Consider the following 21,362-nt stretch of genomic DNA (forward strand, 5'->3'; position numbering starts at 1 on the left):
CGCTTCCACAGGCGCTCAAGCGACGAATATTGGCGACTCACGCGGGAAGAGCCGGGTCACTCCGGCGCGTCGGGGCGGATGATCGGGATGCCGGTGGTCTCGACGGCGACCTTGCGACGGTAGAGCTTGCGCTGCTCGGGGAGCGACAGGTCGAACAGCACCGCCAGCACGCGCACGATGGTGGTCACGGCGAGCCCGACCACCGCCGCGATCGGAAGCGGCACGCCGAACGACGCCGTCAGAGCGAGCACGGCGCACCCGCCGCCGGCCGCCACCGCGTAGAGCGAACCGACGTGCATGATCGCGACCGGCAGCCCCATCAGCACGTCGCGCAGCACGCTGCCGCCCACTGCGGCGAGCACGCCCACGAAGACGGCGGGTACCGCGGGCATGCCCAGGGCCAGGGCCTTCGACGTGCCGAACGCGCCGAAGAGGCCGATGACGACGGCATCCAGCATCACGATCGCGCGGTTGAGGCGCTGGAAGATGCCCGACAGCAGCATGCCGACGAGGGATGCCAGGGTCGCGGTGATGAGGTACCAGTTGCTCTGCAGCGTCGCCGGGGTCAGCCCCAGCAACAGGTCGCGGATGAGGCCGCCGCCCATTCCCAGCAGGATGCCGATGATCGCCACCCCGAGCAGGTCGAGGCGCCGCTGACCCTGGAAGCCGGAGGCGAACAGCGCGCCCTGCACGCCGCCGAGGGCGACGGCGGTGAGATCCGCCCACAGGGGGATGACGAAGGTCGGCGTGTCCACGGCATCCATTGTTCCGTTCACGCGGCGTACCGTGCGGTGCGCCGCGCAGGCCCCTCGCAGCGGGCGAGGTCGATAATGGACTGTGCCCACCTACCGCGACGAAGTCGTGGTCCTGCGTACCCACAAGCTCGGGGAGGCGGACCGCATCCTCACTCTCCTCAGCCGGCGCAACGGCAAGATCCGCGCCGTCGCGAAGGGCGTGCGGCGCACCTCGTCGAAATTCGGCTCGCGGCTGGAGCCGTTCATGGTCGCCGACGTGCAGCTGTTCAAGGGACGCAACCTCGACATCGTTCAGCAGGCCGAGTCGCTCGGATCGTACGGCGCCGACATCGTCGTGAACTACGACCGGTACACGACCGCCAGCGCCATGGTCGAGACCGCCGATCGGCTGAACGAGGCCGAGGCGACGCCCCAGCAGTACCTGCTGCTCGTCGGCGGGCTGCGCTCGCTGGCCCGCGGTGATCACTCCGAGCGCAGCGTGCTCGACTCGTATCTGCTGCGCGCCATGGCTCTCTCGGGCTGGGCGCCGGGACTCACCGAGTGCGCGCGGTGCGGCACGGTCGGCGATCACCCGTACTTCCTCGCCCAACTGGGCGGCGTGGTCTGCTCGGCCTGCGCGCCGGCGGGTTCGCCGCGGGTGGCCCGCGACACGGTCGACATGCTCCGCGCCCTCATGGCGGGGGAGTGGGAGACCATCGACGACGCCCCGGGCCGCACGGTCGCGGCCGCCTCGGGCCTCGTCGCCGCGTACGCGCAGTTCCACCTGGAACGCGGCATCCGTTCCCTGACGCACCTGGAGTCGCATCGATGACACCGAAGCCGTTCACGCACCGCGACGCCGTGCCGTACCGCCCGCTGGACTGGACGGGGGAGTACCCGCCGGCCTACCCGAAGGGGGCGGTCCCCGAGCACGTCGCGATCGTCATGGACGGCAACGGTCGCTGGGCGAACCGCCAGGGCCTCACTCGCGTCGAGGGGCACCGCGCGGGCGAGGCCGCACTGCTCGACGTCGTCGCGGGGGCCATCCAGGCGGGCGTGAAGCATCTGTCGGTGTACGCCTTCTCGACCGAGAACTGGTCGCGCTCGCCCGACGAGGTGCGCTTCCTCATGGGCTTCAACCGCGAGGTGCTGCACCGCCGGCGCGACCAGCTCAACGAGTGGGGCGTGCGCATCCGCTGGTCGGGTCGTAAGCCGCGCCTGTGGGGCTCGGTCATCAAAGAACTGCAACACGCCGAGCGTCTCACCGAGGGCAACTCCACCCTCACCCTGACGATGTGCGTGAACTACGGCGGGCGCGTGGAGATCGTGGATGCCATGCGCCGCATCGGCGACGACATCGCCGCCGGAAGGCTCAAGCCGTCGGCCGTGACCGAGAAGCTGATCCGCAAGAACCTCTACCAGCCCGACATGCCCGACGTCGATCTCTTCGTACGCTCGAGCGGCGAGCAGCGCACCTCGAACTTCCTGCTGTGGGAGTCGGCGTACGCCGAGATGGTGTTCCTCGACACGCTGTGGCCCGACTTCCGCCGCACGCACCTGTGGGACGCGATCGGGCGCTACCTCTCGCGCGACCGGCGGTTCGGTGGAGCGGTGGACACCCCCACCGCGCAGTGAATGCCGGAAGCGGAATAGATCGATCACGCGAAAGGTTGCACGCGATATGACGGATGCCATCAAGATCGACGTGTGGACCGACATCGCCTGCCCCTGGTGCTACATCGGCAAGCGAAACCTCGAGAACGGCCTGGCCGCCACGGCCGCCGACGACGACGCCCCGGTCGTCGAGATCGAGTACCACTCGTTCGAGCTCTCACCCGACACCCCCGAGGATTTCCACGGCGGTGAGGTCGATTACCTCTCGCAGCACAAGGGCATCTCGCCCGAGCAGGCGCGGGAGATGCTCGACCGCGTGACCGGCGTCGCCGCCGAGGCCGGGCTCGCCTACCGCTTCGACATCCTTCAGCACACCAACACCGTCAAGGCGCACGAGCTGCTGCACTTCGCCAAGGAGAACGGCCGCCAGCTGGAGCTCGCCGAGCTGCTGATGTCGGCGTACTTCCTCGAGGGGCGCCACGTCGGTCGCGACGACGACCTCGTGCAGCTCGCCGTCGAGGCGGGTCTCGACGGCGACGCGGCGCGCGATGCGCTGTCCTCGCAGCGTTACCGCGCCGCGGTGCGCGCCGACCAGGCGCAGGCGCAGGAATACGGCATCCAGGGCGTGCCCTTCTTCGTCATCGACGGCAAGTACGGCGTGAGCGGCGCGCAGCCGGTCGAGGCGTTCACGCAGATCGCCCGCCAGGTGTGGGGCGAGCGTCGCGAGGCATCCGCGACCGCCGACGCCTGACCCTTCCTCCACAGCGGTGTCCGCCTCCGATCCCGGTCGAGGCGGGCACCGCTGTCGCACGACGTCTGGGAGAATGGAACGATGACCACGGCAACGGCTCCGGCGCGGACGCTCCGCATCGGCAACATCGAGCTCGACGCTCCGGTCGTGCTCGCGCCCATGGCCGGCATCACGAACACCGCGTTCCGCCGGCTGTGCCGCGAGTACGGTGCCGGTCTCTACGTCAGCGAGATGATCACGACGCGCGCGCTCGTGGAACGCAACGACACCACGATGCGCCTCATCCGCCATCACGAGTCCGAGACGCCGCGCTCGATCCAGCTCTACGGCGTCGATCCGGCCACGGTCGAGGCCGCGGTGACGATGATCGTCGACGAAGACCATGCCGACCACATCGACCTCAACTTCGGCTGCCCGGTGCCCAAGGTCACGCGCCGCGGCGGCGGCGCGGCACTGCCGTGGAAGACCTCGCTGTTCCGCGAGATCGTCGAGCGGGCGGTGCGGGCTGCGGGCGAGAAGCCGCTGACGATCAAGATGCGCAAGGGCATCGACGCCGATCACCTCACCTACCTCGAGGCCGGCCGTATCGCCGAGGGGGCGGGGGTGGCATCCATCGCCCTGCACGCGCGCACGGCGAGCGAGTTCTACTCGGGCCACGCCGACTGGTCGGCGATCGCGAAGCTCAAAGAGACGGTCACGAGCGTGCCCGTGCTCGGCAACGGCGACATCTGGTCGGCCGACGATGCCGTGCGCATGATGCACGAGACGGGCTGCGACGGCGTGGTCGTCGGTCGCGGCTGCCTCGGCCGCCCCTGGCTCTTCGGCGATCTGGCGCGGGCCCTGGGCGGGCCCGGTGCCGCGCACGGCGAACCCGTCGATGCGACCCTCGGCTTCGTGGCGCGCGCGTTCCGCCGGCACGCCGAGCTGCTCGTGGAGTTCTTCGACGACGAGGGGCGCGGATGCCGCGACATCCGCAAGCACGTCGCCTGGTACTTCAAGGGGTACCCCGTCGGCGGAGAGCTGCGTGCCGCTCTCGCGACCGCCTCGACCCTCGACGAGATCGACGAGCTGCTCGCCACGATGCAGCTCGACGCGCCCTACCCCGGGGCCGCGGCCGAGGGCCAACGTGGTCGCGCGGGCACGCCGAAGCGTCCGGCGCTTCCCGATCGCTGGCTCGACTCGCACGAGATCGGCGACGAGGCCGGCCGCGAGCTCGCCGCAGCAGAACTGCACCACAGTGGCGGGTGAGGTGGCGGTGACCGCCGCCCGCCCCCTCGGGTACGACGACGCGGATGCCGCGCGGTTCCACGTCGAGAAGCACCGCTCGCAGCGCGACGACTTCGCCCGCGACCGCGCCCGCGTGCTGCACTCGGCGGCGCTGCGCCGTCTGGCCGCCAAGACGCAGGTGCTGAGCCCGGCGAGCCCCGCCGACTTCGCCCGCAACCGTCTGACGCACTCGCTCGAGGTCGCGCAGGTGGGGCGCGAGCTGGCGACGGCGCTCCAGCTGTCGCCCGACGTCGTCGACACCGCGTGTCTCAGCCACGACCTGGGCCACCCCCCGTTCGGCCATAACGGCGAGCGGGCGCTGAACGAGTGGGCCGAGGGCATCGGCGGCTTCGAGGGCAATGCGCAGACGCTGCGCATCCTGACCCGCCTCGAGCCGAAGGTGTTCGGAGCCGAGGGCGAGCCGTTCGGGCTGAACCTGACGCGCTCGAGCCTCGACGCCACGTGCAAGTACCCGTGGACCGCCGACGAGCCGGTCCCCGACCCGGGCGGGCGCCTAAAGTTCGGCGTGTACCCCGACGACGAGCCGGTCTTCCACTGGATGCGCGGGGGAGCCCCGGCCCGCCGGCGCTGCATCGAGGCCGAGGTCATGGACCTCTCCGACGACATCGCCTACTCGGTGCACGACTTCGAAGACGCGGTCGTCAACCGCTACGTCGACCCCGCGCGCCTGGCATCCCGGGTCGGCCGGGAGGGTCTGCTCGACGCGATCCAGCGCTGGGTGGGCTACGACTTCGTGCGCGACGACCTCGACGCCGGCCTCGAGCGGCTGATGGCGATGCCGGAGTGGATCCCCTCGTTCGACGGCACGCGTCCCGCCCTCGCGCGCCTCAAGAACCTCACGTCCGACCTCATCGGCCGCTTCGCCCGCGCCGCGACCTCGGCCACCCGCGAGGCGTACCCGACCGACCAGCTCACGCGCTACCGGGCGCACGTCGTCGTCCCGGCCGACGTCGAGGTCGAGATGGCGGTGCTCAAGGGCATCATCGGCGCCACCGTGGTCTCGATCGACGGCCGCAAGGTCCTCTACCGCGAGCAGCGCAACGTGCTCAAGCGCCTGGCATCCGCCCTGTGGGAGAACCCCGGCGCGCTCGATGCCCTGCACGCCCCCGACTTCGCCGCGGCCACCGACGACACCGCGCGGCGCCGCGTGGTCGTCGACCAGGTCGCGAGCCTCACCGACCAGCTCGCCATCGCGTGGCACGGCCGACTCGTCGGAGAAGTGGATGCCGCCGAGCTCGGCGTCTGGGCGCCCGGCGCTCGCGCCGCCCGGGGAGCGGATGCCTGATGGCCCGCATCCGCCAAGCCGACGTCGATGAGGTGAAGGCGCGGGTCAACATCGCCGACGTCATCGGGGAACGCGTCGCCTTGAAGCCCGCCGGCGTCGGGTCGATGAAGGGACTCTGCCCCTTCCACGACGAACGCTCGCCGAGCTTCAACGTGCGACCCCAGGTCGGGTACTACCACTGCTTCGGCTGCGGCGAATCGGGCGACGTCTACTCGTTCCTGCGCGCGATGGACCACGTGTCGTTCACCGAGGCGGTCGAACGCATGGCCGCGCGCGTCGGCTACACCCTGCACTACGAAGACGGGGGAGCGGCCCCCGAGACGACCGGCCGTTCACGGCTGTACGCCGCCAACGCGGCGGCGGCGGAGTTCTTCCGCGCGCAGCTGATGAGTCCCGAGGCCGAGACCGGACGCCGGTTCCTCGGCGATCGCGGTTTCGACGCCGGGGCGGCGGCGCACTTCGGCGTGGGCTATGCCCCGAAGGGGTGGTCGAACCTGCTCGACCACCTGTCGGCGCAGAAGTTCAGCCGCGACGAGCTCGTGCAGGCGGGGCTGGTGTCGCAGGGCCAGCGAGGCGTCTACGACCGCTTCCGCGGGCGGCTGGTGTGGCCGATCCGCGACGTCACCGGTCAGGTCATCGGGTTCGGCGCGCGCAAGCTCTTCGACGACGACCAGGGCCCCAAATACCTCAACACCCCCGAGACGCCGATCTACAAGAAGGCGCAGGTGCTCTACGGCCTCGACCTGGCCAAGCGCGACATCTCGCGCTCGCACCGGGTGGTCGTCGTCGAGGGCTACACCGACGTGATGGCCTGCCACCTCGCCGGTGTCACCACCGCGATCGCCTCCTGCGGAACGGCGTTCGGCAGCGACCACATCACCGTGCTCCGCCGCGTGATGGGCGACGATAGCTCGTCGGGCGAGGTCGTCTTCACCTTCGACCCGGATGCCGCGGGGCAGAAGGCGGCACTGCGCGCCTTCGCCGATGAGAAGCGCTTCGCCGCCCAGACGTATGTCGCCGTCGCCCCCGAAGGACTCGATCCCTGCGACCTGCGGCTGCAGCGCGGTGACGGGGCCGTGCGCGCGTTGATGGAGAACAAGAACCCCATGTTCGAGTTCGTCATCGACCAGCGGCTGAAAGACTTCGACCTGGGGAGTGTGGAGGGCCGCGCGGGGGCGTTGCGCGCGGCGGCGCCCATCGTCGCCGACATCCGGGATCCCTCGCTGCGTCCCGGCTACGTGCGCGTGCTCGCCCGCCGTCTCGGTCTCGACATGCCCGAGGTGCAGGCCGCGGTGGAGCGCGCCGCCCGCGGAGCCGACCGTGCCGAGCAGCGCGAGAACGCCCGCGTCGCCGAGCCCGCCCCGATCGCGATCTCGGTCACGATGGCGTCCCTGCCCAACACCCGCGACGTCGCGCTCGAGCGAGGCGCGATGATGGCGTTCCTGCAGTACGGTCACCGGATCGACCCCGACGTGTTCTTGCGCGCGCTGCAGCTGCCCTTCGGCCACCCCGCACTCGAGGCCGTGCGCAGCTCCCTGGCATCCACCGATCTGTCGCAGCCGGGCTGGGCGGTGGCTGCGGTGGAAGCGGTGCGGGAGCCGTTCCGGTCGCTCGCGGCGGAGCTTCTCACGGCGGAGTTCCCCGCCCGCACCGAAGAGGGCGCGGTGGCCTCGGCGAACGACCTCGCCCGCGGCCTGCTGGTGCGCGAGCTGCAGCGCGAGAAGGACGAGCTGCTGCGAGGGATCCAGCGCGTGCCCGCCGATTCGGAAGAGGGCCGGCGCCTGCGCCTGCGCCTGCGGGAGTTGGATGCCGACCGGCAGAGGTTGATCGCGTCGTAGCCTCGACGCGGACTCGGCGGGGCGTCCGCCGGGACGGCTCGCCGGGACCCTTGTGGGCATCGCGCGCGAAGGCGGGGCCCCTGAGGGGCTCGACGCGGGGCGCGGTCAGGGCGGCGCGGATGGATTCGGCGCCGCGTCCACGACCGCACCGAACCGGCTCGCCCGCGCGCGCCGCTGGCATCCGTTCTCCGGGTGGGCGAGGATGAGGGAATGCCCCGGACTCTCGACACCGACGTCGTTCTGCGCGCTGACGATCTCTCCCTCGCCCGCAACGGCGTGCGGGTCATCGACGGCATCACCTTCACCCTCTTGCCGGGGCGGACGCTCGTTGTGCGAGGAGCGACGGGCTCCGGCAAGACGTCGCTCGTGTCACTTCTGTCGGGCGACCCCGATGACGGCCTCGGCGTGGTCGGCGGCGACGCGCGGGTGCACGGAATCTCCGCACGCCACCCCGGGCGGGCGCGCCGCGAGTGGGTCTTCCACACGGGGTACCTGCCGCAGGGCGCGGGCGCGGCGCTCCCGTCGCGCCTGACCGTGCACGACGTCATCTCGGAGCCGATCACGAGCCGCGACCGTCGTGTCAACACGCGCGCGCTCGCGGTGCGGGTCGCCACGCTCCTCGACGAGATGGAGTTGCCGCTCGGCACCGCGCCCAAGTACCCGTACGAACTGAGCGCGGGGATGCGACAGCGCGTCGCCCTCGCCCGCGCCCTCGTGCTCGAGCCCCGCCTGTTCGTCGCCGACGACCTCTACGCCAATCTCGACCTCGAAGTCCGGGCCGCGGCGCGCTCGGCGATCACCCGCCGGCGTGACGAGCGGGGGATGGCATCGCTGATCGTCACGAACGACGCCGAGGCCCCGCGTGAATTGGATGCCGACGTGCTCGTCCTGCACGCCGGGCACGCGGTCGGCCTCGGGCACGGCGACCACGCCGTGCAGTGGACCCCCGACGGCACGCCCGAGCGACGTCTTTCGGCCCCCTGATTTTCTCGTCGCCCCCGCGTGCTGTTAGTATCGTGGGGTTGCCCACCGCAAGGCGGGCATGATCCTCGGTAGCTCAATTGGCAGAGCAATCGGCTGTTAACCGATAGGTTCTTGGTTCGAGTCCAAGCCGGGGAGCCAAGAAAACCGCCCCTCACCTGGGAAGTCCTAGGGAAGGGGCGGTTCTCATTTTCGGGGCCATTCAGGATTTCGTCAGGACCGGGATTGCGCACTCTTCCCGTTCAGGGCTGCGGCCCGCGCCCTCGACATCGCCGCGGTTACTTCGTCCAGCCGGTCGGGCCAGAGCTTGGCGTAGGTGTTCAGCGTCTCGGTTGCTGTCGCATGTCCCAGCATCCGCTGAACCACGAGAACGTCAGCGCCTGCACCAATGGCCAGGGATGCGGCAGTGTGTCGCAATCCCTTCGGCGTCAGCCCCTCAGGCACTCCTGCGGCATCCGTGACCTTGCTCCACACCCTGTTACGCCAGTTGGACATGTTGAGGGCTTCGCCGTTCTTGCTCGTGAACAGGGGCGCGGTCGGCTGCTTGTGCTTGGTAAGCGATTCGAGGTCCGCGAGAAGGTGCGGGGGGATGGGTACCGCCCGAATCCCGGCGTACGTCTTGGGGGAGTCCCCGACGATGGGATGCCGGTTCTCGTCAATCGTCACCGTCTTGGAAATCTCGATACGCCGTGCGGTCAGCTTCACGTCATCTACCGTCAGCGCTGCGGCTTCGCCTGGACGGATGCCGACATTCCCGAGAACGGCGACGAGAGCCGCGTCTGATGCGCTCCCGTGCTCCCGAGTGGCACTGATGAGGGCTTCCAGTTCTGCGTGAGTGAGGAAGACGACCGGCTCGCCCTTCACCTTGGGAATCTCGACGCCGGTCGCCGGATTCTTTCGAATCCACCCCTGCCCCACGGCGAAGACGAGAGCGGAGTTGAGCCGCCCGTAGACCGCCTGGACGCTCGCGGGGGACAAGCCGCCCCGGTGTGCCCTCATATCGTCTCTACGGGGCGCTGAGCCGTCTATAAGAGCCGAAATCCATGCGTCGATGTCCTGACGCTTGACGGCAGTGAGGAGTGTCCCCTGCCAGCGGGGAAGGACATAGTTCTCCATCGCTTCCTTGTACCTGGCCATGCTGGACCCTTTGGGGCGCTTCTTGGACGCCAGCCATGCCGAGACAGCATCGCCCACAGTGAGCGCTGCAACCTGAGCCGTTACATACACGCCACCCCGTAACGAATCCTCGGTCTTCGCGCGGAAGGCGTCAGCGTCGGCCCGCTTACTGAAGCTCTTAGACGTTTCCTTCTTCGTGTCGGGGTCGGTCCACACCACACGCCAGCGGTCGCCCTTGCCGTAGGCGGCACTCTTCACCTTCTTGCTGGCGTCGGCGGGGTTGCGCTTCATCCATCTGTCGGCAATCCATACGCGGGTGTCCATGATTGCTCGTACGCCTCTCGTGCTCAGTTGTGAACTTCTGTGACCGTTCGACAATCGGCGGAGTGGGGCGTATAGGTGCCCATGACGAATACAGACACGCTCCTCACTCCTTCTGCCGTTGCGGCCTACCTGGGTCGCTCCGTGCCCGCCCTCGCGCAGATGCGCTATCGCGGCACTGGACCCCGCTTCATCCACGCGGGCAGTCGCATCCGTTACAGACAGAGCGACGTGGATGCGTGGTTGCTCGCGGGGGAGCGTGATGCCACCTGACGGCTTTTGCATGCGCAGAGGTTAACAGCACCCGAGTCATCACGTGCCACGATGTCGGACCTCCTGTGTAGCGTCCTCGCCATGCACGCCCCCGGAGTCGCTGTCTCGCTTCTTCCGCGGGCGAACCCGAGACGACGAACGGAACTACCGCGTTATGCGGTGAGGCTCTACGGGAAGCTCATAGGCCGGGTCGAGACAAAGCGCCTGAGCGGCGCGCGCAACCCGTTCTACTTCGCTTACGCGGTTCACCCGGACACGGGAGAGAACACCGCCTGGGGAGGGCAACACGACATGGCCTAGATGAAGAACGTCTGTTCTTTCTGCTTGCCGCTCTCGACCCATCGAATGGTCACCTTGGGTGAGCCAGCCCCGCCAAGCATGTACTGGAGGCCTAGCTGCTTGGTCTGACCCGAATGAACGGTGACTGCTTCCTCTGGGGCGCTGAGCAGAACGCCCGCGTCCTCTTCGTTCATCGAGAAGCGGACCTCCTCGGCATCCTTCGTGGCATGCCGGTTCGTAATTTCAAGCCAATTGCGAGTGCCGCTGCTGGGCACGCCTCTGAGGTTGTAGTTCACATATGACTCGCGCCGTGGCTGCACTAACCAGGTGATACCGCCGGGAGTATCAACCTCGGTGGACGGAGAGAGGAGATGCAGCGACGCCAAGTCGTGCTCCACGGACTGCCAAACTTTGACCGTTAGCTCCGTGGGGTTCGCGTACTCCCCATACAAGCCACGGGCCTGAATCTCGGCCTTGAAGTCACGCAACCCCTCAATCTGCCGCACTTCCACATCGTGAGGGAGAGGCGCGGTGGAGAAGTACAAGTGCACAGGGACATCTCGGCTAGTCGCGCCCTCAATCTCCTCGACCGTTCCGGAGACAGATTCCGTCGTGGGAGACCCAAGGCGACTGCCGAAGAGCGCAAACACGATGTCCGCACTGTCGAGACCCTGAGAATTAATGAGCGCCTGCGGTGGGCCACCCAGCACAGGAACCGCGTTAGTCTCCCATCGCCAGGGCAACAGGACAACACCCCGGTTCCGAGAGTTGGTGTCGTTCCACGACTGAAGTGCCTTCTCCACGGAGTCACGAGCGTCGGCGGTGTCTGAGGGAGATGCAATCATGACGCTGAGAACGGTTGCGGTGAAGGCCATGTCACTCAACTTAGCTAACCAATTCTAGCGACGTCTTCTAACGAGAGGGGGCCGCGATAGCCTCTTGGCATGGATGGCGCGAGGTTGCTCCAAGAATTGAACCGGCGCGGTTGGGTTGTCGCTTCTGGGACTGCGGGCGACCTGCGGCGCACGTTAGCTGTGGCGGGTGCGCAACCCACTGCTACCCAACGGGGGCGGTCCCATTCGTTCTTGCGGCCCTACACCGAGCAAGAGGCACCGCCGAATACGATGAGCGCCGTCTACGGGCTGGAAGAACAACCCCTGCACACGGACGGAGCGCACCTCCACAGACCTCCCGATGTCATCGCCCTGTGTGCCAGCGAACCGAGCGCCACGCCGACCATCGTGTGGGCGGGAAGCTCGACCTACCCTACGGTCCCGGCTTACGCGCGGTCGGGAATTTTCACGGTGCGCACGAAGCAGGGAAGCTTCCTGACTTCTGCGGTCGACGGCGGACGCATCCGCTACGACCCGGTTTGCATGAGTCCCAGCGACGGTATGGCGAGGGAGGCTGTCGGATATTTCACGTCTCTCAGGGCTAGCGCGGAAGAGCACCACTGGGACTCACCCAACCTGGTGCTTCTCATAGACAACCGACGCTGCCTCCACGCCCGGTCTGCGGTAGCGGAGGGCGACGAAACGAGGCGGCTCGAAAGGCTGACGTTTCGATTGGAGAAGAGTTGAGTGCAGTCACGCCCTGGGACACCGAGGGGCTTTGGATGAAGGCGCGCCTGTTCATAAACCGTGCGCTTGATGCGGACCGTGACTTCGAGGAGTCAGCGTTTTGGGCTGCAAGCGCCTTGGAGATGCTGGGAAAGTCTGCCCTGTCTCGCGTAAATCCGGCGCTCATCGCGAATGCGGTAGACGACGATGGTGCCAGCTTGCTTGTTGCGAGCGGACTCATCGATGCCTCCAAGCGGTTCGTGACGGTCCAGGCAAAAACCGTGTGGTCAAGGTGCGCACGTGCGTTCCGGCCCTTCAACGGCAAGGAGGCCGGCCTTATCGCCGAGGGCCGGAACGAGTACATCCACGGCGCGCGCGTTGGTTTCGACGCCATTCCGGAATCCGCCTGGTGGCCGCGATACTGGGCGCAAGCGGAAATCCTTTTGAGCCACGTGGAACGCACCGTGGGTGATTTCGTCGGCCCCTCGCGAGAGGGGGCGGTCGAGACCTACCTAGCTGCGAACCGGGAGCACCGGCAGAAGCGGCTCGAAGCCGCCCTTGAGTCTGCGAGGGTCGGATTGCGACTCTTCCGGACCGACAACATGTCCGGGCGACGGCTGGCTGAATGGAATCTCTTCACCCTCCAACAGTGGGAGTACTCCCAACCCACCGAATGCCCCGCTTGCGAAAGCGAGTTGGGTGAGTTCGGTGGAGAGGAAGTCCTCGACAGTCGAACCGAGCATTACGTCGATGACGACGACTTCTGGACCAGCGTCAGTGTCACCCTCACGGTGGCGACGGCGGCGTTCCAGTGCGCAAACTGCCACCTGGTGATTGACGACTACGAACTGCTTCAAATCGTTGAGGGCGTGCCCCTGGAGTTCGAAGCTGAGGGTGACCCCGCCGACTACGAGGACTACGAGGAGTACAACAACGAGTAGTACCCGCCACCGGGAGTGGGCTAATTCCGGGGCGCGCGCCCGGTCGCTAGCCTGGCAACGTGAAGATTTTCATCAGCTGGTCCGGCAACGCATCTCGTCTCGTGGCGGAGGCTCTCCGCACTTGGTTGCCTACGGTTCTGGCTGGTCGAGTCGAGTGCTTCGTGTCGAGCCAGGACATACGTCGCGGCGAACGTGGCATGGAGGTGATAGCCGGTGAGCTCCAAGATAGGGATTACGGCATCGTCGTTCTCACGCGCGACAACCTGAACTCCCCGTGGGTGAACTTTGAAGCGGGCGCGTTGGGGAAGTCGCTGGGGTTGGGCAAGGTGGCGCCCCTGCTTGTGGACGTGTCTCGGGCGGACGTGGAAGGCCCGATAGCGCAATTTCAGAGCACGCTTCTCACCGAGAGGGATGACATGCGTCAGTTCGTGCGCGACCTCGCCCTCCTCGTACCCGGCCTACCTGAGGCCACCATCGACACCATGTTTGGCGCGAAGTGGGACGAGCTGGACAGCGCCGTCGCGAGTGCGGGAGTCGTTGCTGCTAGTCCGAAGACGACCAGGACCGCCGAGTCCATGTTGGAGGAGGTGTTGGAGCATGTCCGAGCCTTGGCGAAGATGCCGCTAGGGGCCTCGATAGATGAGGATGCACAACGTTTGTTCCGAGTAGACCTGCTGGCAGAAAGGTTCGGTAGCTCGACATTCCACTACGGGGATGCTTACCACGGTGTCATCGACTACAACCCGGCCACTGAGGCTGTGCTCATCAACAACCTGGCGCGCCCTGGTGGCCTACTGTGGGTCGCTATATCAGAAGGTGAAATAACGCCGTTCTAACTGTCACGGGGACGCGCCAGTCATTTAGAGAACGGGTAGACACTGGTGCGGCCTTTAGGGGGTACAGCGTGGCCGTCACGCCGCCTTGGTGACGCGATACACGGTTGCGATGCTGATTCCCAGGGTACGAGCAATCTCTGGCACGCTCTCGCCAGAATCGCGGAGGGCTTGAGCCTTGCGGGCCTTTGCGTTCTCCGTCTTCGGTCGGCCACCTAACCGGCCCTGGGCCTTCGCTGCTGCGAGTCCCGCTGTCGTGCGCTCCTGGATGAAGGACCGCTCCATTTCGGCGAAGATTGCGAGCATCTGGAGCATGGCCCTACCGGTCGGAGTGGAGGAGTTCAGGCCGTCGCTAATCGACTCGATGAACACGCCTCGTGCTGTCAGGTCGGCAATCAACTGCGCGACGTGGGCCGTGGAGCGCCCGATGCGGTCGAGCTTAAAGACCACGATTGTGTCTCCCGGTTCGACATCTGCAAGGAGGGCCTTCAGGCCTTCACGCTCGGTCTTCGCGCCGCTGACACCTTCGTCGGAGTAGCGATTGCGCTTGAGCACCCCCGCTTTGTCGAGCGCTTCATGCTGGAGGGAGCCGTCTTGCTTGCTCGTGCTGTAACGGACATAGCCGAGACGGGTACCTGTGGAGGTTGACATGCGTCAACTCTCTCATCTATCCGACCGTTTGTGCAACTCAATTTGCAACGGGTTTTGACGCGCCCGAAATCGCGGTTCTGGGGCCGTTCCGGCCACTTCGCCGGTTCTCACTGGAGCATCGTTTCTGAGAGACAGCAAGACACCCCCGCCCTCTGATGATTGCTGTCCCGAGGGCGGGGGTGTCTCTGGCGTCTGCTCTCCGGGGGAACTAGAACCCGGTCGGCGTCTGCCCTTCGTCGCCCCTCGTCAGTTAGGAGTCTCGGGCGACGGTTTGAGGTTCGGCGGGTTCCACTCACGCCTAGCCCCAAGCATTTCTAGTTACAGGTTCGCGATTCGCTCGATGTATTCGGCTTCTCGGGCTGTACGGTCAGCGCCGAATCGCGCTTCGACGTTCTCGTAACGGCGTGCTGCTGCTGCCGCTCCGGCGTTAGCTCGCGCATCGGCAATCCAGGCGCGCGTGGCAGTCTCTTCGTCTACCTTGCGCTGCGTGAGGCGGGCGGTGAGAGCGTCAGCCAACTTCTTGGCCCGCTCGTCGTCTGCTTCTGCGAACATCATGATTACCTGTGCTCTGGAACGTAGCCGAGAGACTGGGAGGTCTGGCCACGACCGTACTTCCGGAAGACGGCGGCTACGGCGTCGGCGCGCTCAGCGGTGTTCTGTAGCCCTCGGGCGTCTTTCAAGGCTGTCTCACGAAGGAGTCGAGCTAGGCCGGGGTCGTTATCCCAGGCGTTTACGTCGTCGGGTGCAGCACCGTCACGGAAACGAACCTCACCCCAGCGGGCTTCCTGCTCTTCCTCCGAGTAGTCCAACCACGACTCTCCAAAGCGGTCCTTGGTTGCTTCGTAGTGGTTGGCAGTAACGGTCACCGTCTGTCCCCGGTGAAGCAGAGTACCGGATGATGCCCATGCGGAGTTTAGGTTCTCGTCGGGCAAGGTGAATGTGGACAAGGCGTGAATAACGCGGGGGTAGATGCTTGTGCTCATGATGTCTCCTCCACGGCGAAGCGTTGCTCGCCGTACTGTGAAATTTGTTGTTCAGGGGTGAGGTCGAGCCAAGACCGCCCATCTGTTCCGACCGTCTGCTTGTACATGTGCTCGCTGATGTCGAGTACGTCACCGGGGCTGGCAAGGAACCCACTCCAGCCACCGTCCGGCGCAGTGAAGTGGCTCAAGGCCTTGATTCGTCGGGGATAGTTCTTGATGCTCATTTGTATTTCTCGATTCGGGTTCGGAGGCTTGCGGTGAGGTCGCGAAGGCTTTTCCGCTCAGCCATATGGTCAGCAAGGGCGGAAGCGGCTGCGGGGTGGGACTTCGCGAGGTCGGTAACGGCGTTCACGACATCCTGCGCTTCTTCGAGAATGTCGAGCGCTGTGAGGTCATCCCCGCCCACGTGTGAGCGCAGAGCGGCGAGGCTGTCGGTCTCCACTTTGATAGCTCGTGCCTGTGCGAGAGGGGTTCCTGCACTAGCGACGCGCCTGCGGAGGTCGCGTGCATTGTCGGCGGCTTCCCGGAGTCGCAGGCCGATATCGACGGTGTTCGGTTCATCGTCCATGACACACGCCAACTGCGACTTCCGAGAAATCGCGTATCTGCCGATGCTGGAAACTGTCACGCCCATTTCCGTGCTGATTGCACGGTATGAAACGCCGTCGTCCAACATTTGGTCGATGCGGTTTCTCTGTGGGTGATTCACCACCGTTGAGGTTCTGCCTGAAGCCATAATCCCTGTAATCCCTGGTGTCTAGAGGAAGAAAGGCAGGAGGCTGGTACCTACATTTCGGGGAAAGGAAGGAGACCCCGCCAGTTCCTCCCGCTTTTCTTCTCTATCTACTATCGCTCACAGAGCGAGACACGCATGTGTTCTGTGGGACGAATTCAGGACAATAGACCTGAGATATCGACCTCGCGATTCGGGTCGTAAACCCAACTCCATTGACCCGGGTTCCATTCCTTTAGCACAGTCTTGTCGGCGTCCCACACACAGGAACTCAACGCCTTGAGCATTTTGATGCGGTCTGTCGCTTGTGAGCGTGTCATGAAATCCCAGGGGGAGAGTGCTACTTCAAGGCGCTTCTCCATGCCACGGCCCAAACGAATTTGCCCTGGTGTAGCTGGCTCAGTGTTCATGATGATTCCTATACGTGTCTTTGGAGCTATTTTCAAGAAGAAGCTCAAGTTGCTTTACTGCTTCGTCCAGCCGGTCGTCGCGGAGCGACATGCGGCTCAGTACATCGTCAAATCCCTCAAGTCGAGACATTGGTCAAATCCCGGCTACGAGAGCGGCAACTTCGGAATCCGTCCAGGATTCGTCAATCAAGTCATCAACCCTGTTCGCGCCGTCGCTCGCGCCGTCAGGCGGGAGAGCGACTTCAGGCGCGAGGGTCTTACCTGTGTTACGAAATTCCGGTGCGGACAACTGCTGCGGGTCGATTTTCTTCGCCATGATTTCCTCAAATCGTCTGGACGTATCTCTTTTACGCCTCTTACTTACAGTCGCGCAAAACGAGACACCCTCCGCGGGGCAGATTTGAGGAAAGAACCCCGCGGAGGGTGTCCACTCTATTCTACTTTGAGTCTTCTTCTTTTTGCGCTTTCTTCCTCTCGTTGAGCGCGCGGTTATAGGCACGAACTGCGAGCGTGCAAGCATCACATCTGCATTTGAAATGCCAGTACACTTTCGGCAGGCCGTGTTCCTTTCCAGGGGGGAGGGTCACCGGAGGCCTACCGGGCAGGGGGCGGCCTGGCGATTTACGAGTCGGCGCAACCGGTTTGGAGTTCACCTTCTCGGGACGCTTCTGTACACGCACGGCATCCGGCTTTGTCGGCACCACATACTTGACCTGCACTGGCCGTTGAGTAGCGTCTCGCTGTTTGCGCTTTTGGGTTTCCATGCGAGCACGCTGCGCACCCACGCAGGAATCACAGCGGCAGTCGTGCTTGCGGAAGCACGTACCCGTGGTGCCGTGGGGGTGGTCGTCTGGGCATCCCCTCCTGACTTCGTGGGGGTTGCGTACCGCCCACGCCGCCCGGGCCGTCTGAAGGGCATCAAACGCCTCCGCCGAGGCTTGTACGGCCTGCTGAGCCTCGTAACGTGCGCGGGACACCAGGAGTGCCCTTGCCGCGTCTGAGGGGCTGTGAGCGGCTTCTGCAACAAGCTGCCGTTGGCGGAGTTCGGGGAGCATGAGGGAGCGGAGTTCGCGGGCGGCGTGCTGGATGTTCATACCCTCTACCGTCGCGCGGTCGGCACCCCACGCACGTGGGGCGAGAGGGAGCGGGGCGGAAGGAGCCTGGAGGAGTTGCATGGTCTCTCATACGCCGCACCGTGGAGTTTGTAGAACGCGCGCGCCGGTCAGGATTTATTCAGGACGGCAACGGATGCGCTCGTGAACGTCCGTAGCGGTTGATTTTCCAGAAACAGCCTTTGAACTGGGATTACTTGCCGGTGAGCGCTACTGACGATATCGCGACGTTCCGCATGATTACGCCGGTGACGGAACGATAGGTTCTTGGTTCGAGTCCAAGCCGGGGAGCCAGCGAAAGGCCCGTCTCGTCAGAGGCGGGCCTTCGTCGTTCGCGGGTCAACCGATCGCGACGGGAAGCTGCCGGTCGGACCGCGGCGGACGCGCCACCATGCTTTTCACCTGCTGAGCGTCGACGACCGCGGTGGCAGGGCATGTACTCCCGTCGCGGCGCACCTCGCTGACGGCCTCAGGCGGGAACGTCGTCGCCTTCGTCGCCCCGTTCGGTTCGCTGGCGCTCGCGCTCGACGGGATCGGCCTCCATGTCGGGCACGATCGAGGTGTCGTCGCGGTCGGTCTTCTGGGCGGCGGGGTCGGGCACGGGGAGACGGTCAGGATCGCTCATGCACGGGATGCCACCATGCCGGCGCCGCGTCGGTCAGCACCGTTGACAGCGGTCAGTTCTTGCCCGAAGGGCCGACGCCGCGGCCAGGGCCGGCGTCGTCCGACTTACCCGGCGAGTCGGGCCGTCCTGTGCCCTCCGGCGCTCCCCGGCCGGGAGAGCGGGTCGCTTCCGCGGAGGGAACGGGCGGCGCCGGGTTCGCGGCAGAGCCACCGGCGCTGGTCGTCTCGCCGCCACCGCTCGGACCGGTCGCCCGGGAGACGACCGGCTCGACCACGACGGGCGCGGGCTGCGCTGGTTGCGCCGGCGTCGACGCATCGGGGCTCGGCTGTGCCGTGGCGTCGGTCTCGACCACGGGCGACGGCGATGAAACCGGTGCCGACGTCGCGACGGGGGCCGGCGTGGCGACGGCGGTGTCGTCGGCGACCGGCGGCGAATCGTTGCGCGCCGGAGCAGGGGTCGACGCCGGTGCGCGATCCGTCGTCACATCCTGCGCCGCCCCGAGCGAGAAGGCCGCGAGATGTCCGCCGACGATGAGCGCCGCACCGGCGCTCGCGGCCACCCATGCCCAGCCGCGGCGGCGCGGCCGGCGGTCGGAGGGGCGGCGCGGGGTCGCGGCGTCCTGGGACAGCGCGGCAGCCTGATCGTCGCGAACAGGACCGCTCTGCCCGGACGCGGTCCCGTCCGTCGCGCCCGCGAGGAGGGCCTCGGCAGCGAGCGTCGACGCGCCCGCAGACACGGCACCGGCGGCGCCCGTCGACGCGCCCGCAGGCACGGTCCCCGCGGCCGCCGGAGACGCCGCGGCCGCCGTGGACGCCGCGATCGGCGCGGTCGGCGTCATCCACCCCGCGAGCTGCTGCGTGGCATCCGGGACGAGCGTCGGTTCTTCTTCCGCGAGCGCCTCCGCGCGCCGCGCGACCTCCGCCGCCGACGGCCGCGCCGTGGCATCCGGAACGAGCGTCGGTTCCTCCTCCGCGAGCGCCTCCGCGCGCCGCGCGACCTCCGCCGCCGACGGCCGCGCCGTGGCATCCGGAACGCGCGTCGGTTCCTCCTCCGCGAGCGCCTCCGCGCGCCGCGCGACCTCCGCCGCCGACGGCCGCGCCGTGGCATCCGCAACCCGCATAGCGACCAACAACGCACGCCACTGGGGGCTCAGCGACCCCGGGACGTCGGGCTGACGGGCCAGGCGCGCGAGCAGGGTCTCTTGCAGAGATCCGGCGCCGAACGGGTGCAGACGCGTGAGCGCCTCGATGGCGAGCAGCCCCAGAGCGTAGATGTCGGACGCCGCCTGCGGCGCCTCGCCCCGCACCTGCTCGGGCGCGAGGTACGCGGCGGTGCCGATGACGGTGCCGGGGGTGGTCAGCCGCGTGGCATCGATGAGGTGGGCGACACCGAAGTCGGCGAGCACGGCCTCAGCGTCCCGGGGTGCCCCGTGGAGCGGACGCATCAGCACGTTGGAGGGTTTGACGTCACGGTGGACGATCCCCGCGTCGTGCACGACCGCGAGTGCCCCGGCGAGATCGGCCAGGATGCCGGCCAGCTCCCGCGGCGGAATGGCCTGCTGTTCGATCCGACGCTGCAGCGACGGACCGGCGATCAGCTCCATCACGAGATAGACGTGGTCCTCGCCCACCAGGCGCGCGTCGTACAGGGTGACCAGCGAGGGGTGATCGAGGGCCGCCAGCGCCCGCGCCTCCGACATGCGCCGCAGCGGCTCGGGGCCGTCGGTGCCGTCGGCGTGGAAGATCTTGATCGCCACGTCTCGGGCCAGCACCTCGTCGCGGGCGCGGAAGACGCGCCCCATTCCGCCGGCACCGAGGCGCTCGCGCAGGATGTAGCGCCCACCGAGGATGTCGCCCGTGTGCGCCAGCGAGAGGTCAGGAGCGTGACTCATCGGATCCTTCGCGAGGCAGCGGGAGAACGGCGCGGGATCGCCGTCTGCACGCACACTATGCGCGGTCGGAGGGATGCCGGAGGGGGCTGGCGGCGGTTCGACGCGGCACGCATAATGCCGGCCTTGCCGCACGACGTCGACGCGTGCAACCCGGTCGGAGTGGCAGCGCCGGTGGACGAAGGTGGGGAAGTGACCCCCGATCCCCATCGTTACGACCTCGACGCGCTGCGCTCGCGCCTCCTCGACCACGGCGAAGACGCCGACAAGGGCGAAGGCGAGGTCGACGACAGCATCCCCCAGCTCGCCGACGCCGACCCCGCTTTGTGCGCGATCGCCCTCGTGCTTCCCGACGGCACGACGCGAACCAGCATCGATGCCCAGGTCGCGTTCAGTGTGCAGTCCGCCGTCAAACCGTTCCTCTTCGCCCTCGCGCTGCTCGACACCGACGGCGCCGCCCTCGACCGGGTCGGGATCGAACCGACGGGGGAGTCCTTCGACGCCATCAAGCTCGAGAGCGGCACGGGCCGGCCGCCCAACCCGATGGTCAACGCGGGCGCCCTGCTCACGGCATCCCTCGTCAGGGGATCCGACACGGCCGAGCGCGACGCGCGCATCGCCGAGGGGCTCGCCGCCTTCGCCGGACGCGACCTCTCCGTCGACGAAGACGTCGCGCACAACGAGCACCTGCTCGGCGACCGCAATCACGCCCTCGCGCACCTCATGCGCGCCGAGGGGACGATGCGGGTCGGCGCCGACGACGCCGTGGCCGTCTACGCGCGCGCCTGCGCGACCCTGGTGGATGCCGAGACCCTCGCCGTCATGGGCGCGACGCTCGCGTGCGGCGGCGTGAACCCGCGCACGGGTCGACGCGTGGTGCCGGAGCGCGTGGCCCGCGATGTGGTGTCGGTCATGGCGACGTGCGGGGTGTACGACGGCTCGGGGCGGTGGATGCGGGCGGTCGGCATCCCGGCGAAGTCGAGCGTGTCGGGCGCGATCGTGCTCGCCGCGCCCGGGCGCCTCGGCGCGGCGGTGGTGAGCCCGCCCCTCGACGCCCAGGGCACCAGCGTCCGCGGTCGACGGGCGAGCGAAGCGCTCAGCGAAGACCTGCACCTGCACAGCTTCGCCGCGCGCTGACGCCCCGCCAC

23 protein-coding genes and 1 tRNA gene are annotated in these 21,362 nt (G+C 67.1%); 12 read left to right on the top strand and 12 right to left on the bottom strand.

Annotated elements, in window-relative coordinates:
• Window positions 1-56 precede the first annotated feature (56 nt).
• Window positions 57-755 carry a trimeric intracellular cation channel family protein gene (locus tag AS029_RS05390; RefSeq protein ID WP_228375883.1) on the bottom strand — a complete coding sequence of 233 codons (699 nt, stop codon included), beginning with the start codon at window positions 753-755 and terminating at the stop codon, window positions 57-59.
• 82 nt (window positions 756-837) lie between these two features.
• Here AS029_RS05390 and recO point away from each other — a divergent pair, with 82 nt between their 5' ends.
• The 8 genes from recO (at window position 838) to AS029_RS05430 (ending at window position 8,631) form a co-directional block, all read left to right on the top strand.
• A complete protein-coding gene (recO, locus tag AS029_RS05395) occupies window positions 838-1,566 on the top strand; it encodes a DNA repair protein RecO (RefSeq protein WP_058231548.1) in 729 nt (242 codons plus the stop codon).
• Window positions 1,563-2,369 carry an isoprenyl transferase gene (locus tag AS029_RS05400; RefSeq protein WP_058231549.1) on the top strand — a complete coding sequence of 269 codons (807 nt, stop codon included), beginning with the start codon at window positions 1,563-1,565 and terminating at the stop codon, window positions 2,367-2,369. The genes recO and AS029_RS05400 overlap by 4 nt, the downstream gene beginning before the upstream one ends.
• Before the next feature lie 46 nt (window positions 2,370-2,415).
• Window positions 2,416-3,099, top strand: coding sequence for a DsbA family oxidoreductase (locus tag AS029_RS05405; RefSeq protein ID WP_058231550.1), 684 nt, complete (start codon window positions 2,416-2,418; stop codon window positions 3,097-3,099).
• A gap of 81 nt (window positions 3,100-3,180) precedes the next feature.
• A complete protein-coding gene (gene dusB / locus AS029_RS05410; RefSeq protein ID WP_058231551.1) occupies window positions 3,181-4,347 on the top strand; it encodes a tRNA dihydrouridine synthase DusB in 1,167 nt (388 codons plus the stop codon).
• A 1-nt stretch (window position 4,348) separates the two neighbouring features.
• Complete coding sequence (locus AS029_RS05415) at window positions 4,349-5,671, top strand: deoxyguanosinetriphosphate triphosphohydrolase (RefSeq protein WP_372494422.1); 1,323 nt, start codon at window positions 4,349-4,351, stop codon at window positions 5,669-5,671.
• A complete protein-coding gene (dnaG, locus tag AS029_RS05420) occupies window positions 5,671-7,509 on the top strand; it encodes a DNA primase (protein ID WP_058231553.1) in 1,839 nt (612 codons plus the stop codon). The genes AS029_RS05415 and dnaG overlap by 1 nt, the downstream gene beginning before the upstream one ends.
• 210 nt (window positions 7,510-7,719) lie before the next feature.
• Window positions 7,720-8,493, top strand: a complete 774-nt coding sequence (locus AS029_RS05425; RefSeq protein ID WP_058231554.1) for an ATP-binding cassette domain-containing protein — start codon at window positions 7,720-7,722, stop codon at window positions 8,491-8,493.
• Window positions 8,494-8,555: 62 nt separating this feature from the next.
• Window positions 8,556-8,631, top strand: a tRNA-Asn gene (locus AS029_RS05430).
• A gap of 72 nt (window positions 8,632-8,703) precedes the next feature.
• Here the strand turns inward: AS029_RS05430 and AS029_RS05435 are convergent.
• Window positions 8,704-9,930 carry a tyrosine-type recombinase/integrase gene (locus tag AS029_RS05435; RefSeq protein WP_058231555.1) on the bottom strand — a complete coding sequence of 409 codons (1,227 nt, stop codon included), beginning with the start codon at window positions 9,928-9,930 and terminating at the stop codon, window positions 8,704-8,706.
• An 81-nt stretch (window positions 9,931-10,011) separates the two neighbouring features.
• Between AS029_RS05435 and AS029_RS05440 the strand changes: the two genes are divergently transcribed.
• On the top strand, window positions 10,012-10,200 hold the full coding sequence (locus AS029_RS05440) for a helix-turn-helix transcriptional regulator (protein WP_058231556.1): 189 nt from the start codon (window positions 10,012-10,014) through the stop codon (window positions 10,198-10,200).
• 296 nt (window positions 10,201-10,496) lie between these two features.
• Here the strand turns inward: AS029_RS05440 and AS029_RS05445 are convergent, their stop codons facing one another.
• A complete protein-coding gene (locus AS029_RS05445) occupies window positions 10,497-11,354 on the bottom strand; it encodes a hypothetical protein (protein WP_058231557.1) in 858 nt (285 codons plus the stop codon).
• Window positions 11,355-12,094: 740 nt separating this feature from the next.
• Between AS029_RS05445 and AS029_RS05455 the strand changes: the two genes are divergently transcribed.
• Entirely contained in the window at window positions 12,095-12,979 is an 885-nt protein-coding gene (locus AS029_RS05455; RefSeq protein WP_139168019.1) for a hypothetical protein, read from the top strand.
• 59 nt (window positions 12,980-13,038) lie between these two features.
• Window positions 13,039-13,815 carry a toll/interleukin-1 receptor domain-containing protein gene (locus tag AS029_RS05460; RefSeq protein ID WP_074615851.1) on the top strand — a complete coding sequence of 259 codons (777 nt, stop codon included), beginning with the start codon at window positions 13,039-13,041 and terminating at the stop codon, window positions 13,813-13,815.
• 75 nt (window positions 13,816-13,890) lie between these two features.
• Here AS029_RS05460 and AS029_RS05465 read toward each other — a convergent pair whose 3' ends face one another.
• The 9 genes from AS029_RS05465 to AS029_RS05480 all read right to left on the bottom strand — a co-directional run bounded on the left by AS029_RS05465 (window position 13,891) and on the right by AS029_RS05480 (window position 20,217).
• Complete coding sequence (locus AS029_RS05465) at window positions 13,891-14,463, bottom strand: recombinase family protein (protein ID WP_058231561.1); 573 nt, start codon at window positions 14,461-14,463, stop codon at window positions 13,891-13,893.
• A 318-nt stretch (window positions 14,464-14,781) separates the two neighbouring features.
• Window positions 14,782-15,018 carry a hypothetical protein gene (locus AS029_RS17195; protein WP_139168020.1) on the bottom strand — a complete coding sequence of 79 codons (237 nt, stop codon included), beginning with the start codon at window positions 15,016-15,018 and terminating at the stop codon, window positions 14,782-14,784.
• 2 nt (window positions 15,019-15,020) lie between these two features.
• On the bottom strand, window positions 15,021-15,446 hold the full coding sequence (locus AS029_RS17200) for an endo alpha-1,4 polygalactosaminidase (protein ID WP_139168021.1): 426 nt from the start codon (window positions 15,444-15,446) through the stop codon (window positions 15,021-15,023).
• Window positions 15,443-15,670 (bottom strand): hypothetical protein, encoded by a 228-nt coding sequence (locus AS029_RS05470; protein ID WP_058231562.1) that lies wholly within the window; start codon window positions 15,668-15,670, stop codon window positions 15,443-15,445. The genes AS029_RS17200 and AS029_RS05470 overlap by 4 nt, the downstream gene beginning before the upstream one ends.
• Window positions 15,667-16,122 (bottom strand): hypothetical protein, encoded by a 456-nt coding sequence (locus AS029_RS17205; RefSeq protein WP_139168022.1) that lies wholly within the window; start codon window positions 16,120-16,122, stop codon window positions 15,667-15,669. The genes AS029_RS05470 and AS029_RS17205 overlap by 4 nt, the downstream gene beginning before the upstream one ends.
• A 215-nt stretch (window positions 16,123-16,337) precedes the next feature.
• Window positions 16,338-16,589, bottom strand: coding sequence for a hypothetical protein (locus AS029_RS17210; RefSeq protein WP_139168023.1), 252 nt, complete (start codon window positions 16,587-16,589; stop codon window positions 16,338-16,340).
• A gap of 133 nt (window positions 16,590-16,722) precedes the next feature.
• Window positions 16,723-16,905, bottom strand: coding sequence for a hypothetical protein (locus tag AS029_RS17215; protein ID WP_139168024.1), 183 nt, complete (start codon window positions 16,903-16,905; stop codon window positions 16,723-16,725).
• A 1,265-nt stretch (window positions 16,906-18,170) separates the two neighbouring features.
• Entirely contained in the window at window positions 18,171-18,326 is a 156-nt protein-coding gene (locus AS029_RS17510) for a hypothetical protein (RefSeq protein WP_167345229.1), read from the bottom strand.
• A 52-nt stretch (window positions 18,327-18,378) separates the two neighbouring features.
• Window positions 18,379-20,217 carry a serine/threonine-protein kinase gene (locus AS029_RS05480; protein WP_058231564.1) on the bottom strand — a complete coding sequence of 613 codons (1,839 nt, stop codon included), beginning with the start codon at window positions 20,215-20,217 and terminating at the stop codon, window positions 18,379-18,381.
• A gap of 189 nt (window positions 20,218-20,406) precedes the next feature.
• On the opposite strand from AS029_RS05480, the gene glsA reads away from it, so the two are divergent.
• The gene (gene glsA / locus AS029_RS05485) at window positions 20,407-21,351 is read left to right on the top strand and encodes a glutaminase A (protein ID WP_058231565.1); all 945 of its coding nucleotides are present in this window, start codon (window positions 20,407-20,409) and stop codon (window positions 21,349-21,351) included.
• The last annotated feature ends 11 nt before the right edge of the window (window positions 21,352-21,362 follow it).

This window comes from Microbacterium enclense, from assembly GCF_001456955.1.
Lineage (GTDB): Bacteria > Actinomycetota > Actinomycetes > Actinomycetales > Microbacteriaceae > Microbacterium > Microbacterium enclense.